The organism is Mesorhizobium temperatum, assembly GCF_002284575.1.
In the GTDB taxonomy this organism is placed as follows: domain Bacteria; phylum Pseudomonadota; class Alphaproteobacteria; order Rhizobiales; family Rhizobiaceae; genus Mesorhizobium; species Mesorhizobium temperatum.
Genome location: NZ_NPKJ01000015.1, coordinates 1 through 14337, shown reverse-complemented (window position 1 = coordinate 14337; position 14337 = coordinate 1). Strand labels below are relative to the sequence as shown.

The 14337-nt window shown below is 63.1% G+C and carries 16 protein-coding genes; 4 read left to right on the top strand and 12 right to left on the bottom strand.

Annotation, left to right across the window (positions count from 1 at the left end; genetic code table 11):
* Positions 1 to 74: 74 nt before the first annotated feature.
* Genes CIT26_RS03025 through CIT26_RS03015 form a run of 3 tightly spaced genes read right to left on the bottom strand, consistent with a single transcriptional unit; the run spans position 75 to position 3951 of the window.
* Positions 75 to 1043 (bottom strand): substrate-binding domain-containing protein, encoded by a 969-nt coding sequence (locus tag CIT26_RS03025; RefSeq protein ID WP_095491182.1) that lies wholly within the window; start codon positions 1041 to 1043, stop codon positions 75 to 77.
* The gene (locus CIT26_RS03020) at positions 1040 to 2368 is read right to left on the bottom strand and encodes an ABC transporter permease (protein WP_095491181.1); all 1329 of its coding nucleotides are present in this window, start codon (positions 2366 to 2368) and stop codon (positions 1040 to 1042) included. The genes CIT26_RS03025 and CIT26_RS03020 overlap by 4 nt, the downstream gene beginning before the upstream one ends.
* The gene (locus tag CIT26_RS03015; RefSeq protein ID WP_095491303.1) at positions 2365 to 3951 is read right to left on the bottom strand and encodes a sugar ABC transporter ATP-binding protein; all 1587 of its coding nucleotides are present in this window, start codon (positions 3949 to 3951) and stop codon (positions 2365 to 2367) included. Before CIT26_RS03015 ends, CIT26_RS03020 begins: the two co-directional genes overlap by 4 nt.
* 219 nt (positions 3952 to 4170) lie before the next feature.
* On the opposite strand from CIT26_RS03015, the gene CIT26_RS03010 reads away from it, so the two are divergent.
* A complete protein-coding gene (locus tag CIT26_RS03010) occupies positions 4171 to 5202 on the top strand; it encodes a LacI family DNA-binding transcriptional regulator (RefSeq protein WP_095491180.1) in 1032 nt (343 codons plus the stop codon).
* Between the two features lie 27 nt (positions 5203 to 5229).
* Here CIT26_RS03010 and CIT26_RS03005 read toward each other — a convergent pair whose 3' ends face one another.
* From CIT26_RS03005 to CIT26_RS02990, 4 genes are all read right to left on the bottom strand, one after another.
* Positions 5230 to 6231, bottom strand: coding sequence for an LLM class flavin-dependent oxidoreductase (locus CIT26_RS03005; RefSeq protein ID WP_095491179.1), 1002 nt, complete (start codon positions 6229 to 6231; stop codon positions 5230 to 5232).
* A gap of 6 nt (positions 6232 to 6237) precedes the next feature.
* Complete coding sequence (locus tag CIT26_RS03000; protein ID WP_095491302.1) at positions 6238 to 7065, bottom strand: arylamine N-acetyltransferase family protein; 828 nt, start codon at positions 7063 to 7065, stop codon at positions 6238 to 6240.
* A 38-nt stretch (positions 7066 to 7103) separates the two neighbouring features.
* Entirely contained in the window at positions 7104 to 8297 is a 1194-nt protein-coding gene (locus CIT26_RS02995) for an AI-2E family transporter (RefSeq protein WP_095491178.1), read from the bottom strand.
* Between the two features lie 181 nt (positions 8298 to 8478).
* Positions 8479 to 9540, bottom strand: a complete 1062-nt coding sequence (locus tag CIT26_RS02990; RefSeq protein WP_095491301.1) for an LLM class flavin-dependent oxidoreductase — start codon at positions 9538 to 9540, stop codon at positions 8479 to 8481.
* A gap of 231 nt (positions 9541 to 9771) precedes the next feature.
* Here CIT26_RS02990 and CIT26_RS02985 point away from each other — a divergent pair, with 231 nt between their 5' ends.
* A complete protein-coding gene (locus tag CIT26_RS02985; protein ID WP_095491177.1) occupies positions 9772 to 10200 on the top strand; it encodes a DUF6481 family protein in 429 nt (142 codons plus the stop codon).
* Positions 10201 to 10287: 87 nt separating this feature from the next.
* Here CIT26_RS02985 and sugE read toward each other — a convergent pair whose 3' ends face one another.
* The 3 genes from sugE to CIT26_RS36405 all read right to left on the bottom strand — a co-directional run bounded on the left by sugE (position 10288) and on the right by CIT26_RS36405 (position 11202).
* The gene (gene sugE / locus CIT26_RS02980; protein WP_095491176.1) at positions 10288 to 10602 is read right to left on the bottom strand and encodes a quaternary ammonium compound efflux SMR transporter SugE; all 315 of its coding nucleotides are present in this window, start codon (positions 10600 to 10602) and stop codon (positions 10288 to 10290) included.
* A 190-nt stretch (positions 10603 to 10792) separates the two neighbouring features.
* Positions 10793 to 10918 carry a hypothetical protein gene (locus tag CIT26_RS38180; protein WP_023801558.1) on the bottom strand — a complete coding sequence of 42 codons (126 nt, stop codon included), beginning with the start codon at positions 10916 to 10918 and terminating at the stop codon, positions 10793 to 10795.
* Positions 10900 to 11202, bottom strand: coding sequence for a hypothetical protein (locus tag CIT26_RS36405; RefSeq protein WP_167391261.1), 303 nt, complete (start codon positions 11200 to 11202; stop codon positions 10900 to 10902). Before CIT26_RS36405 ends, CIT26_RS38180 begins: the two co-directional genes overlap by 19 nt.
* Here CIT26_RS36405 and CIT26_RS02970 point away from each other — a divergent pair.
* Both CIT26_RS02970 and CIT26_RS02965 read left to right on the top strand, forming a co-directional pair.
* Complete coding sequence (locus tag CIT26_RS02970; protein ID WP_095491175.1) at positions 11132 to 11962, top strand: transglutaminase-like domain-containing protein; 831 nt, start codon at positions 11132 to 11134, stop codon at positions 11960 to 11962. The two genes, CIT26_RS36405 and CIT26_RS02970, sit on opposite strands and share 71 nt — an antisense overlap.
* Positions 11963 to 12061: 99 nt before the next feature.
* Entirely contained in the window at positions 12062 to 12466 is a 405-nt protein-coding gene (locus CIT26_RS02965; RefSeq protein WP_095491174.1) for a GFA family protein, read from the top strand.
* A gap of 4 nt (positions 12467 to 12470) precedes the next feature.
* On the opposite strand, the gene CIT26_RS02960 is transcribed toward CIT26_RS02965, so the two are convergent.
* Both CIT26_RS02960 and CIT26_RS36400 read right to left on the bottom strand, forming a co-directional pair.
* Complete coding sequence (locus tag CIT26_RS02960; RefSeq protein WP_095491300.1) at positions 12471 to 13745, bottom strand: DNA recombination protein RmuC; 1275 nt, start codon at positions 13743 to 13745, stop codon at positions 12471 to 12473.
* Positions 13746 to 13887: 142 nt separating this feature from the next.
* Positions 13888 to 14337 (bottom strand): transposase family protein (locus CIT26_RS36400; protein ID WP_483423507.1); only part of this gene is annotated, 450 nt, incomplete at its 5' end.

The following is a 14337-nucleotide window of genomic DNA, read 5'->3' as shown; positions in this document are numbered from 1 at the left end:
CTGCCCCTCACCTGCCTGCCGGCATCCTCTCCCCGTAGAACGGGGAGAGGGGCGCCGTCATCGACGACTTCGTCTCAGAGCCCGTGCTCCTTCAGGATCTGGGCGGCATTTTCCATGGTGATCTTCTGCGTCGGCAGCGTGATGGTCTTTTCGACCTTCTCGCCGTTCAGAAACTTGATCGCCTGCCGCAGCCCTTCGGCACCTGGTGTCACATAGGTGAACGTCGCCGTCAGCTCACCATTGGCAACAAGCTGCACGCCTTCATTGGGCAGGCCGTCGATGCCGATGAACTTGATGTCCTTCTCGCGGCCGACATCCTTGGCGGCAAGATAGGCGCCGTAGGCCATCGGATCGTTGTGACCATAGACGAGGTCGATCTTCTCGTTGTTGCGCAGTGCCGTGGCCATGATGTTGTAAGCCTGGTCCTGCTTCCAGTCGCCCGACTGCTGGTCGAGCAAATATTTTATGCCCGGCTCCTTGTCAGTGAATTCATGGAAGCCGTCATGGCGGTCATGTGCCGGCTGGGTACCCATTCCGCCCCAGATCTCGACGACATTGCCGGCGGCCTTGCCCTTGCCGCCGAGCAATTCGACGGCGTATTCACCGGCAGCCCGGCCGATCAGCTTGTTGTCGCCGCCGACGAACTGCGTGTAGTCCTTGGTCTCGACGTTGCGGTCGAGCACGAAGACCGGGATCTTGGCGTCGATCGCCTGCTGCACGACGCCGGTCAAGCCGGCGGATTCCTTCGGTGACACCAGCAGCGCGTCGACCTCCTGGCGGATCAGGTTTTCGACATCGGCGACCTGCTTTTCCGTCTTGTCCTCGCCGTCGGTTACGATCAGCTCGACTTCCGGATGCTTGGCGGCCTCAGCCAGGATGTCCTTGTTGAACTGGGCGCGCCAGGGCTCGATGGTCGTCACCTGCGAGAAGCCGATCTTCCACTTCTTGTCCTGCGCGTAGGCGTTGCCGCTGGCCAAAAGCGCGGTCGTGGTCAGCAGTGCCGCGGTGACAGCGGCGAGCTTCAGCAATTCACGTCGTTTCATTTCTTGTTTCCTCCAAGATTTAGAGACGGGGTCTCTTTTGACGGCCGCTTTGCTGCGGTCGTTTCCTTGTGCGCCTGCCCGCCCCAGAGAGGCGCAAATGCCAGGCGCAGATAGAAGAGAAGATCAACGGCATTGCGCTCCTGGACGAGCACGGTGCCGATGATGATCATCCCCTTCAGTACGAGCTGAAGGTTCGAATTGATGTTGTGCAATTGCAGGATGTTCGAGAGCAGTCCGAAGATCAGCACGCCGCAGAATGTGCCGATGAGGCTGCCGCGTCCGCCCATCAGGCTGGTGCCGCCGATGACCACGGCGGCGATGGCATCGAGCTCCAGCCCGGCGCCGGCATCCGGCTTGCCTTGCCTGTATTGCGCGACATAGAGCACCGCCGCCACGCCGGCCAGCAGCCCGGACATGGCGTAGGTGGCGATCTTGACGCGGCCGGCGGCGATGCCGGACAGCCGTGCCGCCTCTTCATTGCCGCCGATTGCATAGACGTAGCGGCCGAACGGGGTGAAGCGCAGCACCGCGCCGTAGATCAGGATCGCTCCGAGGAAGAACAGGCCCGGCATCGGGACCACGCCGAACACCAGCGAACGCAGCATCTCGAAATCGGCGGTGGCGTTCGACCCGGTGTAGACCGGCAGCACCGCATTGTTCTGGCCGGCAGTCAGCCGGGCGATGCCGAGCGCCGTCACCATCATCGCCAGCGTGACGATGAAAGGCTGCAGCCGCCCGGCAACGATGATGAAGCCGTTGAGTGCGCCGAACAGCAGGCCGACGCAAGGCGCCACCAGCAATACGCCGACCACGCCGAATTTTGAGCCTACCTGCGGCAGCAGGTACCACAGCACGAGACTGCAGAGGATCACCCCGACAATGCCGGGCGTGACCAGCCCACGAACGCTATCCAGCCTGATGGCGTGGGTGGCCTGCGGGCCGGCGCGGGATTTTTCGATGTTCAGGAAGATGAAGCGGGTGACCAGAATGCCGAGGCAAAGGGCGACTACCGCAACCGTCGGCACCCCCAGCACCACCGCCGGCGTGACGCCCGGAACCGTCAGCAGCATGGCGCAGACCACGGTGCAGATCGCCATCAGCGAGCCGACGGAAAGATCGATGCCGCCGGTGATGATCACCGCTGTCATGCCGGTGGCGATCAGGCCGGTGGTCGACACCTGGCGCAGGACATCGAGCAGATTGCCGTAGGACAGGAAGATGTTGTTGCCCTTGGAGCTGATCGGCGAGCCCAGCACGCCGATCAGGAAGATGGCGATCAGGCCCCAATAAAGCTTCGTTCGGGACAGGATGTTCAAGATGCTCATGCGGCAGGTCTCGATACGGTCCGACGCGGCGCCGCGAGCCGCATGATGGCCTCCTCACTGGCTTGCGCGCGCGAGAGGATCCCTGTCTGGCGACCATCGGCCATGACCAGGATGCGATCGGAAAGGTGCAGCAGTTCCGGCAATTCCGAGCTGATGACGGCGATGGCGAGGCCGTCTCGCGCCAGCTTGAAAATGAGATCGTAGATCTCCCGCTTGGCGCCGACATCGATGCCGCGTGTCGGCTCGTCCAGCAACAGCACCCGCGGCCGCGTCGCCAGCCATTTGCCGATGACGACCTTCTGCTGGTTGCCGCCGGACAGTGTGCCGGCCGGCTGCTCGATGGTCCCGCAGCGAATGCCGAGCGCCTTGACCGCGTGCCGCGCCAGGCCTTGCTCGGCGGCCCGCGAGCGAAGCCCGAACCGCGCCAGCGCGCCGACCAGCGGCAGCGCGACATTGTCGGTAATCGAGGCCTGAAGATGCAGGCCTTGCGTCTTGCGGTCCTCGGTCACCAGAGCGATGCCGAGCCGGCGGGCGTCACGCGGCGAACGGATTTCCACCGGCTCGCCGTCGAGCCGGATTTCGCCGCCGGCACGGCCGCCGCTGGAACCGAAGATGGTCTCCAGGATTTCGGTGCGTCCCGAGCCGAGCAGCCCGCCTATCCCCAGAATTTCCCCGGCGGCAAGATCGAAGCCGACGCCGTCGAGCGCGGTGCGCCAGCCGTGCCGGTCTGGTTTCGACAGCGATAGGCCGCTTACGGAGAGGACGACCTTGCCGCTGGCGCCACGCTCTTCCTGGGAAGAGGCAAGCAGGTTTCGCCCGACCATCGCCGAAATGATGGTGTTTTCGTCGAGCTTTGCCATCGCCTCGGTCAGCACGTGGCGTCCATCGCGAAACACGGTGACCCGGCCGGCCAGATGCATGACCTCGTCGATGCGGTGCGAGATGTAGACGATCGCCACCCCGTTGTCGGCGAGTTGGCGGATGATCCGAAACAGCCTTTGGCATTCGGCCGGCGAAAGCGCGGAAGTAGGCTCGTCCATGATCAGGATGCGCGCCGACATCGACAGTGCCTTGGCGATCTCGACCAGCTGCTGCTCGCCGACGCGCAAGCTGCCGACCCGCGCTTCCGGGTTGAGCTCGATGCCGAGCCTCTGCAGCAGGGCGCCGGCGGCATGGCTGCTTGCCTTGCGGTCGACGATAAGTCCGGCGATCAGCTTCTCGCGCCCCAGAAAGATATTATCCGCAACGCTGAGCTCGGGGACGAGATTGAGCTCCTGGTGGATGATGGCGATGCCGGCATGCTCGGCGTCGCGGACCCCGGCGAAACGGACCGGATGGGCATCGACGTTCACCGTTCCGTCGTAATTCGTATAGATGCCGGAGAGGATTTTCATCAGCGTCGACTTGCCGGCGCCGTTTTCCCCCATCAGCGCATGAACCTCGCCGCGCCGCAGGTCGAAGCCGACATCGACAAGTGCGGCGATGCCGCCGAAGGTCTTGGAGATGTGCTCGGCGTTCAGAACGACGGCCGGGCCGGCGTCAGCCGCAACATCTCCGGACGTGCTGGAATTGCCAGGCTCCATGACAAGAACGGCCTCCCTTCCGTCGTCGTCGAATGTCCCAAACGCTAATCTAAACGTTTCGATCATGTCAAGCCGGTATCTGATGAGGCGGGATTGATGCATTTCAATTCTTGCGCAAATCTGCGAGATTCCGTAGGTATTGCAGCCAGAGGGCGGTGAAACGTTTCGAAAATGATGGCGTCAGGGCGAAAAAAGCAGCGAAAGTCCACGGCCCCGACCATGCTGCACGTGGCTGAAGCGGCGCGTGTTTCGGTCGCCACCGTCTCGGCGCTGATCAACGGCACCGCGACCGTCAGTCCCGAGCTCAGCCAGCGCATCGAACAGGCGATCCGCGACATCGGCTATAAGCGCAACGCGATTGCCCGCAGCCTGAAGATGGGTACGACCCGCACCATCGGGCTTACCGTTCCCCACATCACCAATCCGTTCTTCACCGATGTCGTTTCGGTTATCCAGCAGGCATTCGACCGCGCCGGCTATGCGGTTATGCTGTGCTGCACGGACGAGGATCTGAACACGCAGGATGACCAGATCAGGCTGCTGCTCGACCGGATGGTCGACGGGCTGATCGTCGCGCGCGTTGGCGACGGCGCGATCCTGAAGAGAATTGTCGACGACGCCAAGGTGCCGGTGGTGCTGCTCGACCGCGTTTGCGAAGGCGTCGATACCGACACCGTCGTTCTCGACAACCAGCGCGCAGTGTTCGACGCCATCAGCTATCTGATCGATCTCGGCCACCGGCGGATCGGCTACATCTCCGGCTCGTTCGACATCTCGCCCATGCATGACCGCATGACAGGGTATCGCGAGGCACTCCAGGCCGCCGGTCTGCCGGTTGAGAATGAGCTCGTCCGCTTCGGCAATTTCCATGAAGTCGACGGCTACAACGCGACGATGCAGCTGCTTTCGCTGCACGACCGCCCGAGCGCGATCTTCTCGGCCAACAACCCGATGGTGATCGGCACCATGAAGGCGATCCGCGATATCGGACTGTCCTGCCCCGAGGATATTTCGGTCGCCTGCTTCGACGATTTTCCATGGTCGGACGTGTTCCAGCCGCAACTGACCACGGTCGCACAACCGGTCAAGGCGATCGGCGAGCAGGCGGCCAATCTGCTGCTCGACCGGCTCGCCGGAAACAGGGACGCGCCGCCGCGCAAGCTGGCGCTCAAGGGACGCCTGATGATCCGCAATTCATGCCGGCCACTTGGGGCGCCCTTGGGCGCGATCGCACAAAGCGTCAGCGCTTAAGGCGCCTTCGCAATCTCGGAAAGAATGTCAGGCCGCTTCCGACAGCGATTTGTTGACGTCGGCCAGGATCTCGAACGACCGCACCCGCGCTGCGTGGTCGAAAATCTGCGCGGTGACCATCAGCTCGTCGGCGCCGGTGCGCTGCACGAACGCCTCGATGCCTTGCCCGACCGTTTCCGGGGCGCCGACGACGGCGCAGGACAGCGCCTGGCCAAGCATGGTTTTGGCCATCGGGTCGAGGTCGCGCTCGTACCCTTCGACCGGCGGCGGCAGTCGGCCGGGCCGGCCGGTGCGCAGATTGACGAAGGCCTGCTGCAGCGAAGTGAACAACAGCCGCGCCTCGGCGTCGGAGGGTGCAGCGAAGACGTTGAGGCCGAGCATGATATAGGGCTTGTCGAGCTGTTTCGACGGCTGGAAGCGCGAGCGGTAGACTTCCAGCGCGTGGTCAAGTTCGGCCGGTGCGAAATGCGAGGCGAAGGCGTAGGGCAGGCCGAGCATGGCTGCGAGCTGTGCGCCATAGAGGCTTGAGCCCAAAATCCAGATCGGCACCTGCTCGCCCTCGCCGGGCACGGCGCGGATACGCTGACTGTCTCCGGCCGGCTGGAAATAGCCCATCAGTTCGACGACATCCTGCGGGAAACTGTCGGCGCCGGCCTCGAGGTTGCGGCGCAGCGCGCGCGCCGTGCCCATGTCGGTGCCCGGCGCCCGGCCGAGGCCGAGGTCGATGCGGCCGGGATGCAATGCCGCCAGCGTGCCGAACTGCTCGGCGATGACCAGCGGCGAATGGTTGGGCAGCATGATGCCGCCGGCGCCGACGCGTATCGTCCTGGTGCCGCCGGCGACATGGGCAATGACGACGGAGGTGGCGGCGCTGGCGATGCCCGGCATATTGTGATGCTCGGCCAGCCAGTAGCGCTTGTATCCCAGCCGCTCGGCATGGCGGGCGAGATCGAGCGAATTGGCGAGTGATTGCGAAGCGTTGCTGCCTTCGACGATTGGCGACAGGTCGAGAACGGAAAGAGCGGTCATGGCGTCTTAGGCCTCCAGGATTTTCTTCTGTCGCGCTATGGCCTCGAAGGCTGCACGGTCGGGAATGGCGATTTCGAGCGGGCCTTCCAGCACGTCGGCGAGTTCGGCGGCTGTCCCTATCTCGATCTGCTCGGTACGGCCGCCGAGATGATGCGTCGACAGCCGGTTGTTGCGGAGCGCATAACGGCGGCCCGGCAAGGCTCGTGCCGCGATTACGGAGGAAAGGAAGTGCGAGGTTGGGTGGGTCGACAGGAAATGGTTGCTGACCGAATAGTCGACCTCATAGTTCTGCTGCATGTCGAAGCGGTAAATTGTCCGCCAGTCGCCGCCGACATTGGCCTGCAGCCGAAAATGATCGCCTGTCGCAACCATGCGGAATGTCTCGTGTGGGGTCTTTTGCTCAAGACCCGGTCGAAGCAGGAGCGGCGCTGTCAGCGTCAGCCCGCCGAAGCCGACATCGGCGATATAGGTTCGGCCGTCGAGTTCGACGCGCACCAACATATGGCTCCGTGCGGTTATGGCATCATCGGGCTGGCCCCAAAGAACGCGTGCAGCAAGGCCGCTGACGGCGAAGCCAAGCTCCTTCAGCACATGCATGAAAATGAGATTGTGCTCGAAGCAATAGCCGCCGCGACCCCGAGCGACGATCTTTTCCTGCAGCGAGGCGAGATCGAGACGAACCGGGTGGCCTAGAAACGGATCGAGATTTTCGAACGGGATTGCCTGCGGGTGTAAGAGGTGGAGCGACTTCAGCGTTTCCAGCGAAGTGTCCCTCAAGCCGGTGTATCCGATGCGGGCGAAATAGGCGTCGATGTCGAAGGAGATCTCGGTCATGGAAGGGAGCCCGGCTTTGACCGGCTCGATATAGGCATTCAATCCGGGCGCCGCAAACGCCGCGCGCCGGTTTGCGCTGCAGCGCTGTCCATCTCCTCGATGAGTTCTTCTTCAACCGCCGCATGCTGCGCCGCCAGGAAATTGCCGACGTGGCTGAGGCCGCCGAAATGATCGCAGAACACCTTGATGACGACCAGCAGCGGCACCGCCATCAGCGCGCCGACGAAACCCCACAGCCAGGACCAGAAGGCAATGGCGATGAGGATCGCCACGGCGTTGATCTCTAGGCGCCGGCCGACCACCGTCGGCGTCACAAATTGGCCTTCGACGGTATCGCACAACAGCACGAAGGCCGGCGCCAGCAGCGCGTAGGAGATGCTGTCGAAGCTGATCAGCGCGATGATCGTAACAAGCGTGATCGTAATCAGCGCCCCGATATAGGGCAGGAAATTGAGCAGAGCCGCTGCTGCGCCCCAGACCTGCGGGTTGGGCATGCCGAGTGCCCAGAGGCCGAGTCCGATGACCACGCCCAGGCATGTATTGATGACGGCGACGGTAAGCAGGTAGTGCGAGATTTCACGTTCGACGTCATAGACGACGCGCAGTGCCCGCTTCTTTTCGCTGAGACTGGGGAAGGATTCGACGATCTTCTCATAGAACATCGTGCCGGAGGCGAGCAGGAACAGCGACAGGACGAAGACGATGATGAGGCTGGTGCCCGCCGACAGCAAATTGCTGGCGGCTTGTGGGAGAAGGCCGGATTGCGCCATGGCTACCCTCTGGACGCCCGGCCCTTGGGAGGTCTGCGTCAGTCCCTCTATCTGCCGCGAAATCTCCATGATCCTTTCGAAAGGACGCCGCAGTTGCGCGAGACGTTCGGTCAGCTGCTGGCCAATCACCGAGGTGTTATTGATGAGGTCGATGACCGGGCCGCTGAGCAGATAGCCGGCCACGGCAAGGATGCTGACCGACAGCATCACCAGCAGTGTCGCCGATATCACATCGGGCATGCCGTGTTTGCGCAGGAAGCGGACGATCGGCGTCAGCGTCAGCGCCAGCAGGAAAGCCAGGATGACCGGCATGAAGAAGGCACGGGCGAAGGAGAGCGCGTAGATCGCCATAAGGATGAAGATGCCGACGAGCAGCGAACGCATCAGGTGCATGTCCGCACGCGCCTCGACGCGCGGATCCGGGCTCTCTGCGGCGCCCGAAGCGGCGGGTTCGGCTTCCATTCTGGCCCTCGGCGGCACACTGCGATTGGTGTACGCTGTTGGCGGAAACGCCTTTGCGGCTTCAAAGTTCCGTTAGAGCGACGTGCGTCCACTTGGACGCACAAAGTACGCTCTAACACTTTTGAATCTACGCATCAGCCGGCGTTGACGGCCTTGGCCCTAATACGATCTTGCCGGCGAATCAGGCGGCTGGCGCAGCCACGGCGGGAATGGCCTTCGCCGTTTCCTTGCGCACGATTGGCGCCACCTTGGTGCCGTAGAGTTCGATCGCCTTCATGACCTTGGCGTGCGCCATGGTGCCGATCGCCATTTGCAGCAGGAAGCGGTCGTTGCCGAATATCCTGTGCTGGGCAACGATCTTTTCGGCCACCTGTTCTGGATTGCCGACGAACAGCGCGCCGTTCGGGCCGCGCGACTGGTCGAAATGTGCTCTCGACGTCGGGCCCCAGCCGCGCTCGCGGCCGATGCGGTTCATCACCTCGGCCTGCGGCCCATAAAAATCGTCAGCCGCCTGGTCGGTGGTCTCGGCGATGAACCCGTGGACATTGAGGCTGGTGGCGAGATCAGCCGGATCGTTGCCCGCCCGTTTGGCCGCCTCCCTGTAGATGTCGAACAGCGGCGCGAACCGCGCCGGCTCGCCGCCGATGATAGCCAGCGCCAGCGGCAGGCCGAGTGCGCCGGCCCGCGCGGCGGACTGCGGCGTGCCGCCAATCGCGATCCAGATCGGCAATCTATCCTGGAACGGGCGGGGGTAGACGCCGCGATCGTTGATCGGAGCGCGCAGTCTGCCCGACCAAGTCACCTTGACATGATCGCGAATGGCAAGCAGCAGGTCGAGCTTTTCGGCAAAGAGCTCGTCATAGTCTTCGAGATTGTAGCCGAACAGCGGAAAGGATTCGATGAACGAGCCGCGTCCAGCCATGATCTCGGCCCGGCCGCTGGATAGAAGGTCGAGCGTCGCGAACTGCTGGAAGACGCGAACCGGATCGTCGGAGGAAAGCACGGTGACCGCGCTGGTCAGCTTTATACGCCTGGTGCGTTCGGCCGCTGCGGCCAGGGCCACGACCGGCGCTGAAGCCGCATAATCGGGACGGTGATGCTCGCCCAGTCCAAACACGTCGAGGCCGACCTGGTCGGCCAGCTCGATCTCCTCGATCAGGTTGCGCAGCCGCTCATGCGCACCGATGGCACCGGGACCCGGCTCCGGGCTGACGTCGGCGAAGGTGTAGAGACCGAGTTCCATCATCTGTCATCCTGGCGTTTTGTTTTTCGCGCTACAGGTAGCGACCAGTCCGCCGCGCCGCCAGAGGGCCGGATGGTGAACAGTGCATGTCCGTTTCAGCCGAATTCAGCCGAAAAGGCGTCTCCCGGCTGCAACAGCTCAGAATTTCATGGCTGGCATACCGTTTTGGCGCTTGAACTCTGGGTTTTCACGCGTATGTAAGCCTCGCAAATTGACTCCAGGGAAGTGGACTTGGCTATCTATAGGGAAAAAGACGTTTTCGAGCGGCGCAATGCCGCGAACGAGGCAAAGAAGGCGCTTCTCGAGCGCTTCAAGGCAAAGCCGGCAGCAGACGATCCAGCGGTGCTGGCACGACAGGCCGAACGCAAGGCAATCCTCGAAGCTCGTGCGATACGCGAGGCCGAAAAGGCCAAGCTGAAGCAGGAAAAGCTGGCGCGCGAAGCGGCCGAAAAGGCCGAGCGCGAAGCTGCTGCCGAAGCAGCGCGGATTGCTGCGGAAGAAGCGGCGCAGGCGGAAGCGAAGATCCGGGAAGCCGAAGAGAACGAGCGCATCGCTCGTTTGCTTGCCGACGAGGCCGAGCGCAAGGCCAAGCGCGACGCGCGCTATGCGGCGCGCAAGCAGCGCACCGGCAGGACGCCTCCGGGCTTTTCCGCTCGCTAGCGCTCTTACAGCGCGATTTCACCAATCAAATTCAGGGCCGCCTTGCAGCGGCCCTGAAGGCGTTTGTGCTGCGGCCTTGCTGCAAAACTAGGCCGCGAGTTTCAATCCCATGATGCCGCAGACGATGAGCGCGATGCAGGCCAGCCTTATCGCGGTCGCAGGCTCGCCGAGCAGCCAGATGCCAAGCAGCGCCGTGCCGACGGTGCCGATGCCGGTCCACACAGCATAGGCCGTGCCGACCGGCAGCGTCTCCAGTGCCAATCCGAGCAAGGCGAGACTGACGACCATCGAGACAACCGTCAGGACAGTCGGCAGCGGCTTCGAAAAGCCATCAGTGTATTTGAGGCCGATCGCCCAGCCGATCTCGAACAGGCCAGCGAAGAAGAGAAGAATCCACGACATCGGAACGCTCCATTGGATTGCGGGTCGTCCCGGTCTTTTTGGAAAGCGCGAAGTCGTCTTCGCTGCATTGATTTAGAAATTTCGGGTGCCCAATCAACAGCAGCGCCGACGGCATTTCAGGACCAATCGCTGGATGTCGATTGGTCCTGAAATGCCGCCGGTCATGACCTTGCGCCGAAACGCCGAGGCTTTACTTGTCCTTGAGTTTGGTCGCCTTGACGGGCGGCGCTTTCAGGGTCGGGGCAGCGGCGGGTTTCTTTGCGTCCTTCTTCGGCTTGCGGGCTTCTTTGCCCGCCTTCATCGCACCTTTAGCCATGATTCGTTTCCTCCGATTGTGGCAAGCGAAATGAACCAAGAGAAACGTCCGACCGCAAGAGGCATAATCTGGCGCGCCTGCGTCAGCCGGCGGCCGTCAACCGTTTCTAATTCGCTCGTAAACCGCGCTGGTCCGTGCGATGATCTTTTTTGCACTGCAGCAACAGCCCGTGCCTTCGCCGGGTGATGATCCGGCAGGCCGGTCAGGACGACAATGCGAATCCATATCGGCTGCGAGATGAGCTTCGATTTTCCGCAGGAAACGCCGTTGATCGCGATGCTCAACGTCCACTATTCCCGCGCGTCCGATCTCGATCGGCCGGATTTCCTGACCTCGAACCCACCGGTGCCGATCGAGAGCTACCGCGACAGTTTCGGCAATTGGTGCAACCGTCTTGTCGCCCCGCCCGGGCGCTTTACCTTCGGCACGGACGCGGTGATCCGCGATCCCGGAAGCTTCGAGATCGGCGATCTGGTGGCGTGGCAGCACGAGGTGCGCGAGTTGCCGTCCGACACGCTGCTGTTCCTGCTGCCCAGCCGCTATTGCGAGAGCGACGTGCTGGCGAGCGAGGCGTGGCGGCTGTTCGGCCACACACCGCTCGGCATTCCACGCGTGCAGGCGGTCTGCGATTTCGTCCACAACCACATTATTTTCAATTACGGCAATGCGCGGCCGACGCGCACGGCGGCAGAGGCCTATCGTGAGCAAAGCGGCGTCTGTCGCGACTTCGCCCATCTCGCTGTCGCCTTCTGTCGCGCCTTGAACATCCCGACGCGCTACTGCACCGGCTACATCAGCGACATCGGCCTGCCGAAACCGTGGTCGGACATGGATTTCGCCGCCTGGATGGAGGTCTATCTCGGCGGCCGCTGGCATGCCTTCGATCCGCGCAACAATGCGCCGCGCATCGGCCGCATCCTGATCGCTTCCGGCCGCGACGCGGCCGATGTGCCGCTGACCCATATTTTCGGACCGGGCACGCTGGCCGGCTTCAAGGTCTGGACGGAAGAGGTCATCGAACAGGCGTCGACGCAGCAGCCTTGAACTGCCGGGTGCTTCGCGCGTTGTGAATGCCTGTGGAACTGCGGCGGCTGCGCCGTTAAGCTCGAACGCGTCGAGGCGCGGCTGAAGGGAGGAACGAAGATGAAAATCGACGGCGGGTGCCATTGCGGCGCCATCACTTACGAGGCGCAGGTCGATCCGGACAAGACCAGTATTTGTCACTGCATCGATTGTCAGCAGCTGACCGGAACGGCGTTTCGGGTGACCGTGCCGGCGCCGGAGGATCACTACCGGATCACCAAGGGCACGCCGAAGATCTACATCAAGACCGCCGCGAGCGGCGCCAGGCGCGCCCAGGCTTTTTGCGGCGAGTGCGGTTCGCATCTCTATGCCACGTCGGTCGGCGAGGGGCCGAAAGTCTACGGTATCAGGGTCGGCACGGCGCGGCAGCGCGAACAACTGATCCCGAGAAAACAGATCTGGCACCGCTCGGCGCTGCACTGGCTGCCGGAGTTCGAAGGCATGACGACCGTCGAGGAGCAATAGCCTCTCACTCGTCGCCTTCGACGACCCTTAGTCTCAGCTGACCGGTCTTGGAGTCGGCGACGCGCGCACCCGCTTCGGCCTTCGCGCCGGCCCCATGTGTCGTCTCGGCCGATCCGGCGTCGCCTTCCGTCGGCTGCGCGCCGAACTCCAGCGCCTCGATCTTCTGGCCGCGCTTGGTCACCTTCGACGTCGAGACGAGGATATCGTCGATATCCTTGGCCGACTGGCTGAAATGGCTCTGCAGCTTGCGCACCCGCTCGTCGAGGCGCGAGACATCCTCCATCAGCCGGATGACTTCGCCCTGGATCAGATGCGCCTGCTCGCGCATGCGGGCGTCCTTGAGGATCGCCTGGATGACCTGGATCGACAGCATCAGCAGCGACGGCGAGACGATGACGATTCGGGCACGGTGCGCCTTGTGGACAACCCCCTCGAAATTCTCGTGGATCTCCGCGAACACCGATTCCGACGGCACGAACATGAAGGCGGTGTCCTGCGTCTCGCCCTGGATCAGGTATTTTTCTGAAATATCGCGGACGTGCACCTCGATGTCGCGCCGAAACGCTTGTGCTGCGACCTTCTGCAAATCGACGCCTTCGGCGGCACGGATGGCGTTCCAGGCTTCCAGCGGAAACTTGGCGTCGATGGCAAGTGCGGGCGCGCCATTCGGCATCTTCACCAGGCAGTCGGGCCGGCTGCCATTCGACAAGGTCGCCTGGAATTCGTAGGCACCGTGCGGCAGGCCGTCGGCGACGATCGCCTCCATGCGCGACTGGCCGAAGGCGCCGCGCGTCTGCTTGTTGGAGAGGATCGCCTGAAGCTGAACGACCTGGCCGGCGAGTGACTGGATGTTGCCCTGCGCCGTATCGATGACCGCCAGCCGCTCCTGCAGTCTGGCGAGGCTCTCATGCGTCGATTTCGTCTGCTCGGTCATGGTCTGGCCGAGACGGCCGGTCATCGCGTCGAGGCGTTGACCGATCGATTGTGTGAGTTCGGCCTGCCGCGCCCCGAACACTTCGGCGATGGCGCCCATGCGGCCCTGCATCTCGGCCTGGCTTTGCAAAATGCCGGCCATCCGCGCCTCCGCGTCACGGGCGTGGTCGGCGGCTTCGGCGGCAGCCACCGCACGCGCCTTGGCCGAGCGCCAGAGCGCGACGACGAGCGCCACGAACAGGCCCAGAAACAGGATCGCGCCGAATGCCAGTGCGTGACCGAGCGTGATCGTGGTGGCGCCGAGCCGGGCGATTGGTTCGGACAGGATGGTGGTCAGGTCATTCATATTGGGCAGCATAGATGATTCGGCCTGACGGCACAGATCAAAACGTGAACGGCGCTGCAAATGCCCCGGTGTCGGTAGCTTTTCAAGTTGTCCGGTTTTGGTAGCACATCATTTGTCCGCTTCAGTTTTGCGTCGAAGCGGTTCACGCGGCCTGCCCTGTGCGGCAGGTCTCTTGGATTGCGGCGCCGTCAGGCATGTATCGAGCAATGCGGCGGGGGCCATGGAAGACCGCGAGCGTGCCATCTGGGTAGTGCCTGATCTTGACCGTGGCTTTGACGAAGTGATGTCGGATCGGGCTCTGCGGCAGCTGCAATCGCAGCCGCGCGAAGGCGATCGTGTTGTCGCGGGCAACGACGCGCTCCTCCTCGATGCACAGGATCTGAGCCAATTGTTGCGGGTCGGCGGCGACAAAGGCGCTGTCTTCGACCGCGGCCGGCCTGGCGAAGCGGGTATTGTGAGCCGGCAGATAGGTCTGTGCGATGAAGCGGTTGGCGGCCTGGATATCAGCAATGCCGGCCAGCGCCAGTTCCTTAGGCAGCCGATCCTGCAAAGTGGAGAACATCCGCTCGGAGCGGCCCCTGGCTTCGGGCGA

What these genes read in the sequence shown, in the direction of transcription:
- CIT26_RS03025 (WP_095491182.1), bottom strand. Translation starts at nt 1,043, where the DNA reads ATGAAACGACGTGAATTGCTGAAGCTCGCCGCTGTCACCGCGGCACTG.
- CIT26_RS03020 (WP_095491181.1), bottom strand. Translation starts at nt 2,368, where the DNA reads ATGAGCATCTTGAACATCCTGTCCCGAACGAAGCTTTATTGGGGCCTG.
- CIT26_RS03015 (WP_095491303.1), bottom strand. Translation starts at nt 3,951, where the DNA reads ATGGAGCCTGGCAATTCCAGCACGTCCGGAGATGTTGCGGCTGACGCC.
- CIT26_RS03010 (WP_095491180.1), top strand. Translation starts at nt 4,171, where the DNA reads ATGCTGCACGTGGCTGAAGCGGCGCGTGTTTCGGTCGCCACCGTCTCG.
- CIT26_RS03005 (WP_095491179.1), bottom strand. Translation starts at nt 6,231, where the DNA reads ATGACCGCTCTTTCCGTTCTCGACCTGTCGCCAATCGTCGAAGGCAGC.
- CIT26_RS03000 (WP_095491302.1), bottom strand. Translation starts at nt 7,065, where the DNA reads ATGACCGAGATCTCCTTCGACATCGACGCCTATTTCGCCCGCATCGGA.
- CIT26_RS02995 (WP_095491178.1), bottom strand. Translation starts at nt 8,297, where the DNA reads ATGGAAGCCGAACCCGCCGCTTCGGGCGCCGCAGAGAGCCCGGATCCG.
- CIT26_RS02990 (WP_095491301.1), bottom strand. Translation starts at nt 9,540, where the DNA reads ATGGAACTCGGTCTCTACACCTTCGCCGACGTCAGCCCGGAGCCGGGT.
- sugE (WP_095491176.1), bottom strand. Translation starts at nt 10,602, where the DNA reads ATGTCGTGGATTCTTCTCTTCTTCGCTGGCCTGTTCGAGATCGGCTGG.
- CIT26_RS38180 (WP_023801558.1), bottom strand. Translation starts at nt 10,918, where the DNA reads ATGGCTAAAGGTGCGATGAAGGCGGGCAAAGAAGCCCGCAAGCCGAAG.
- CIT26_RS02970 (WP_095491175.1), top strand. Translation starts at nt 11,132, where the DNA reads ATGCGAATCCATATCGGCTGCGAGATGAGCTTCGATTTTCCGCAGGAA.
- CIT26_RS02965 (WP_095491174.1), top strand. Translation starts at nt 12,062, where the DNA reads ATGAAAATCGACGGCGGGTGCCATTGCGGCGCCATCACTTACGAGGCG.
- CIT26_RS02960 (WP_095491300.1), bottom strand. Translation starts at nt 13,745, where the DNA reads ATGAATGACCTGACCACCATCCTGTCCGAACCAATCGCCCGGCTCGGC.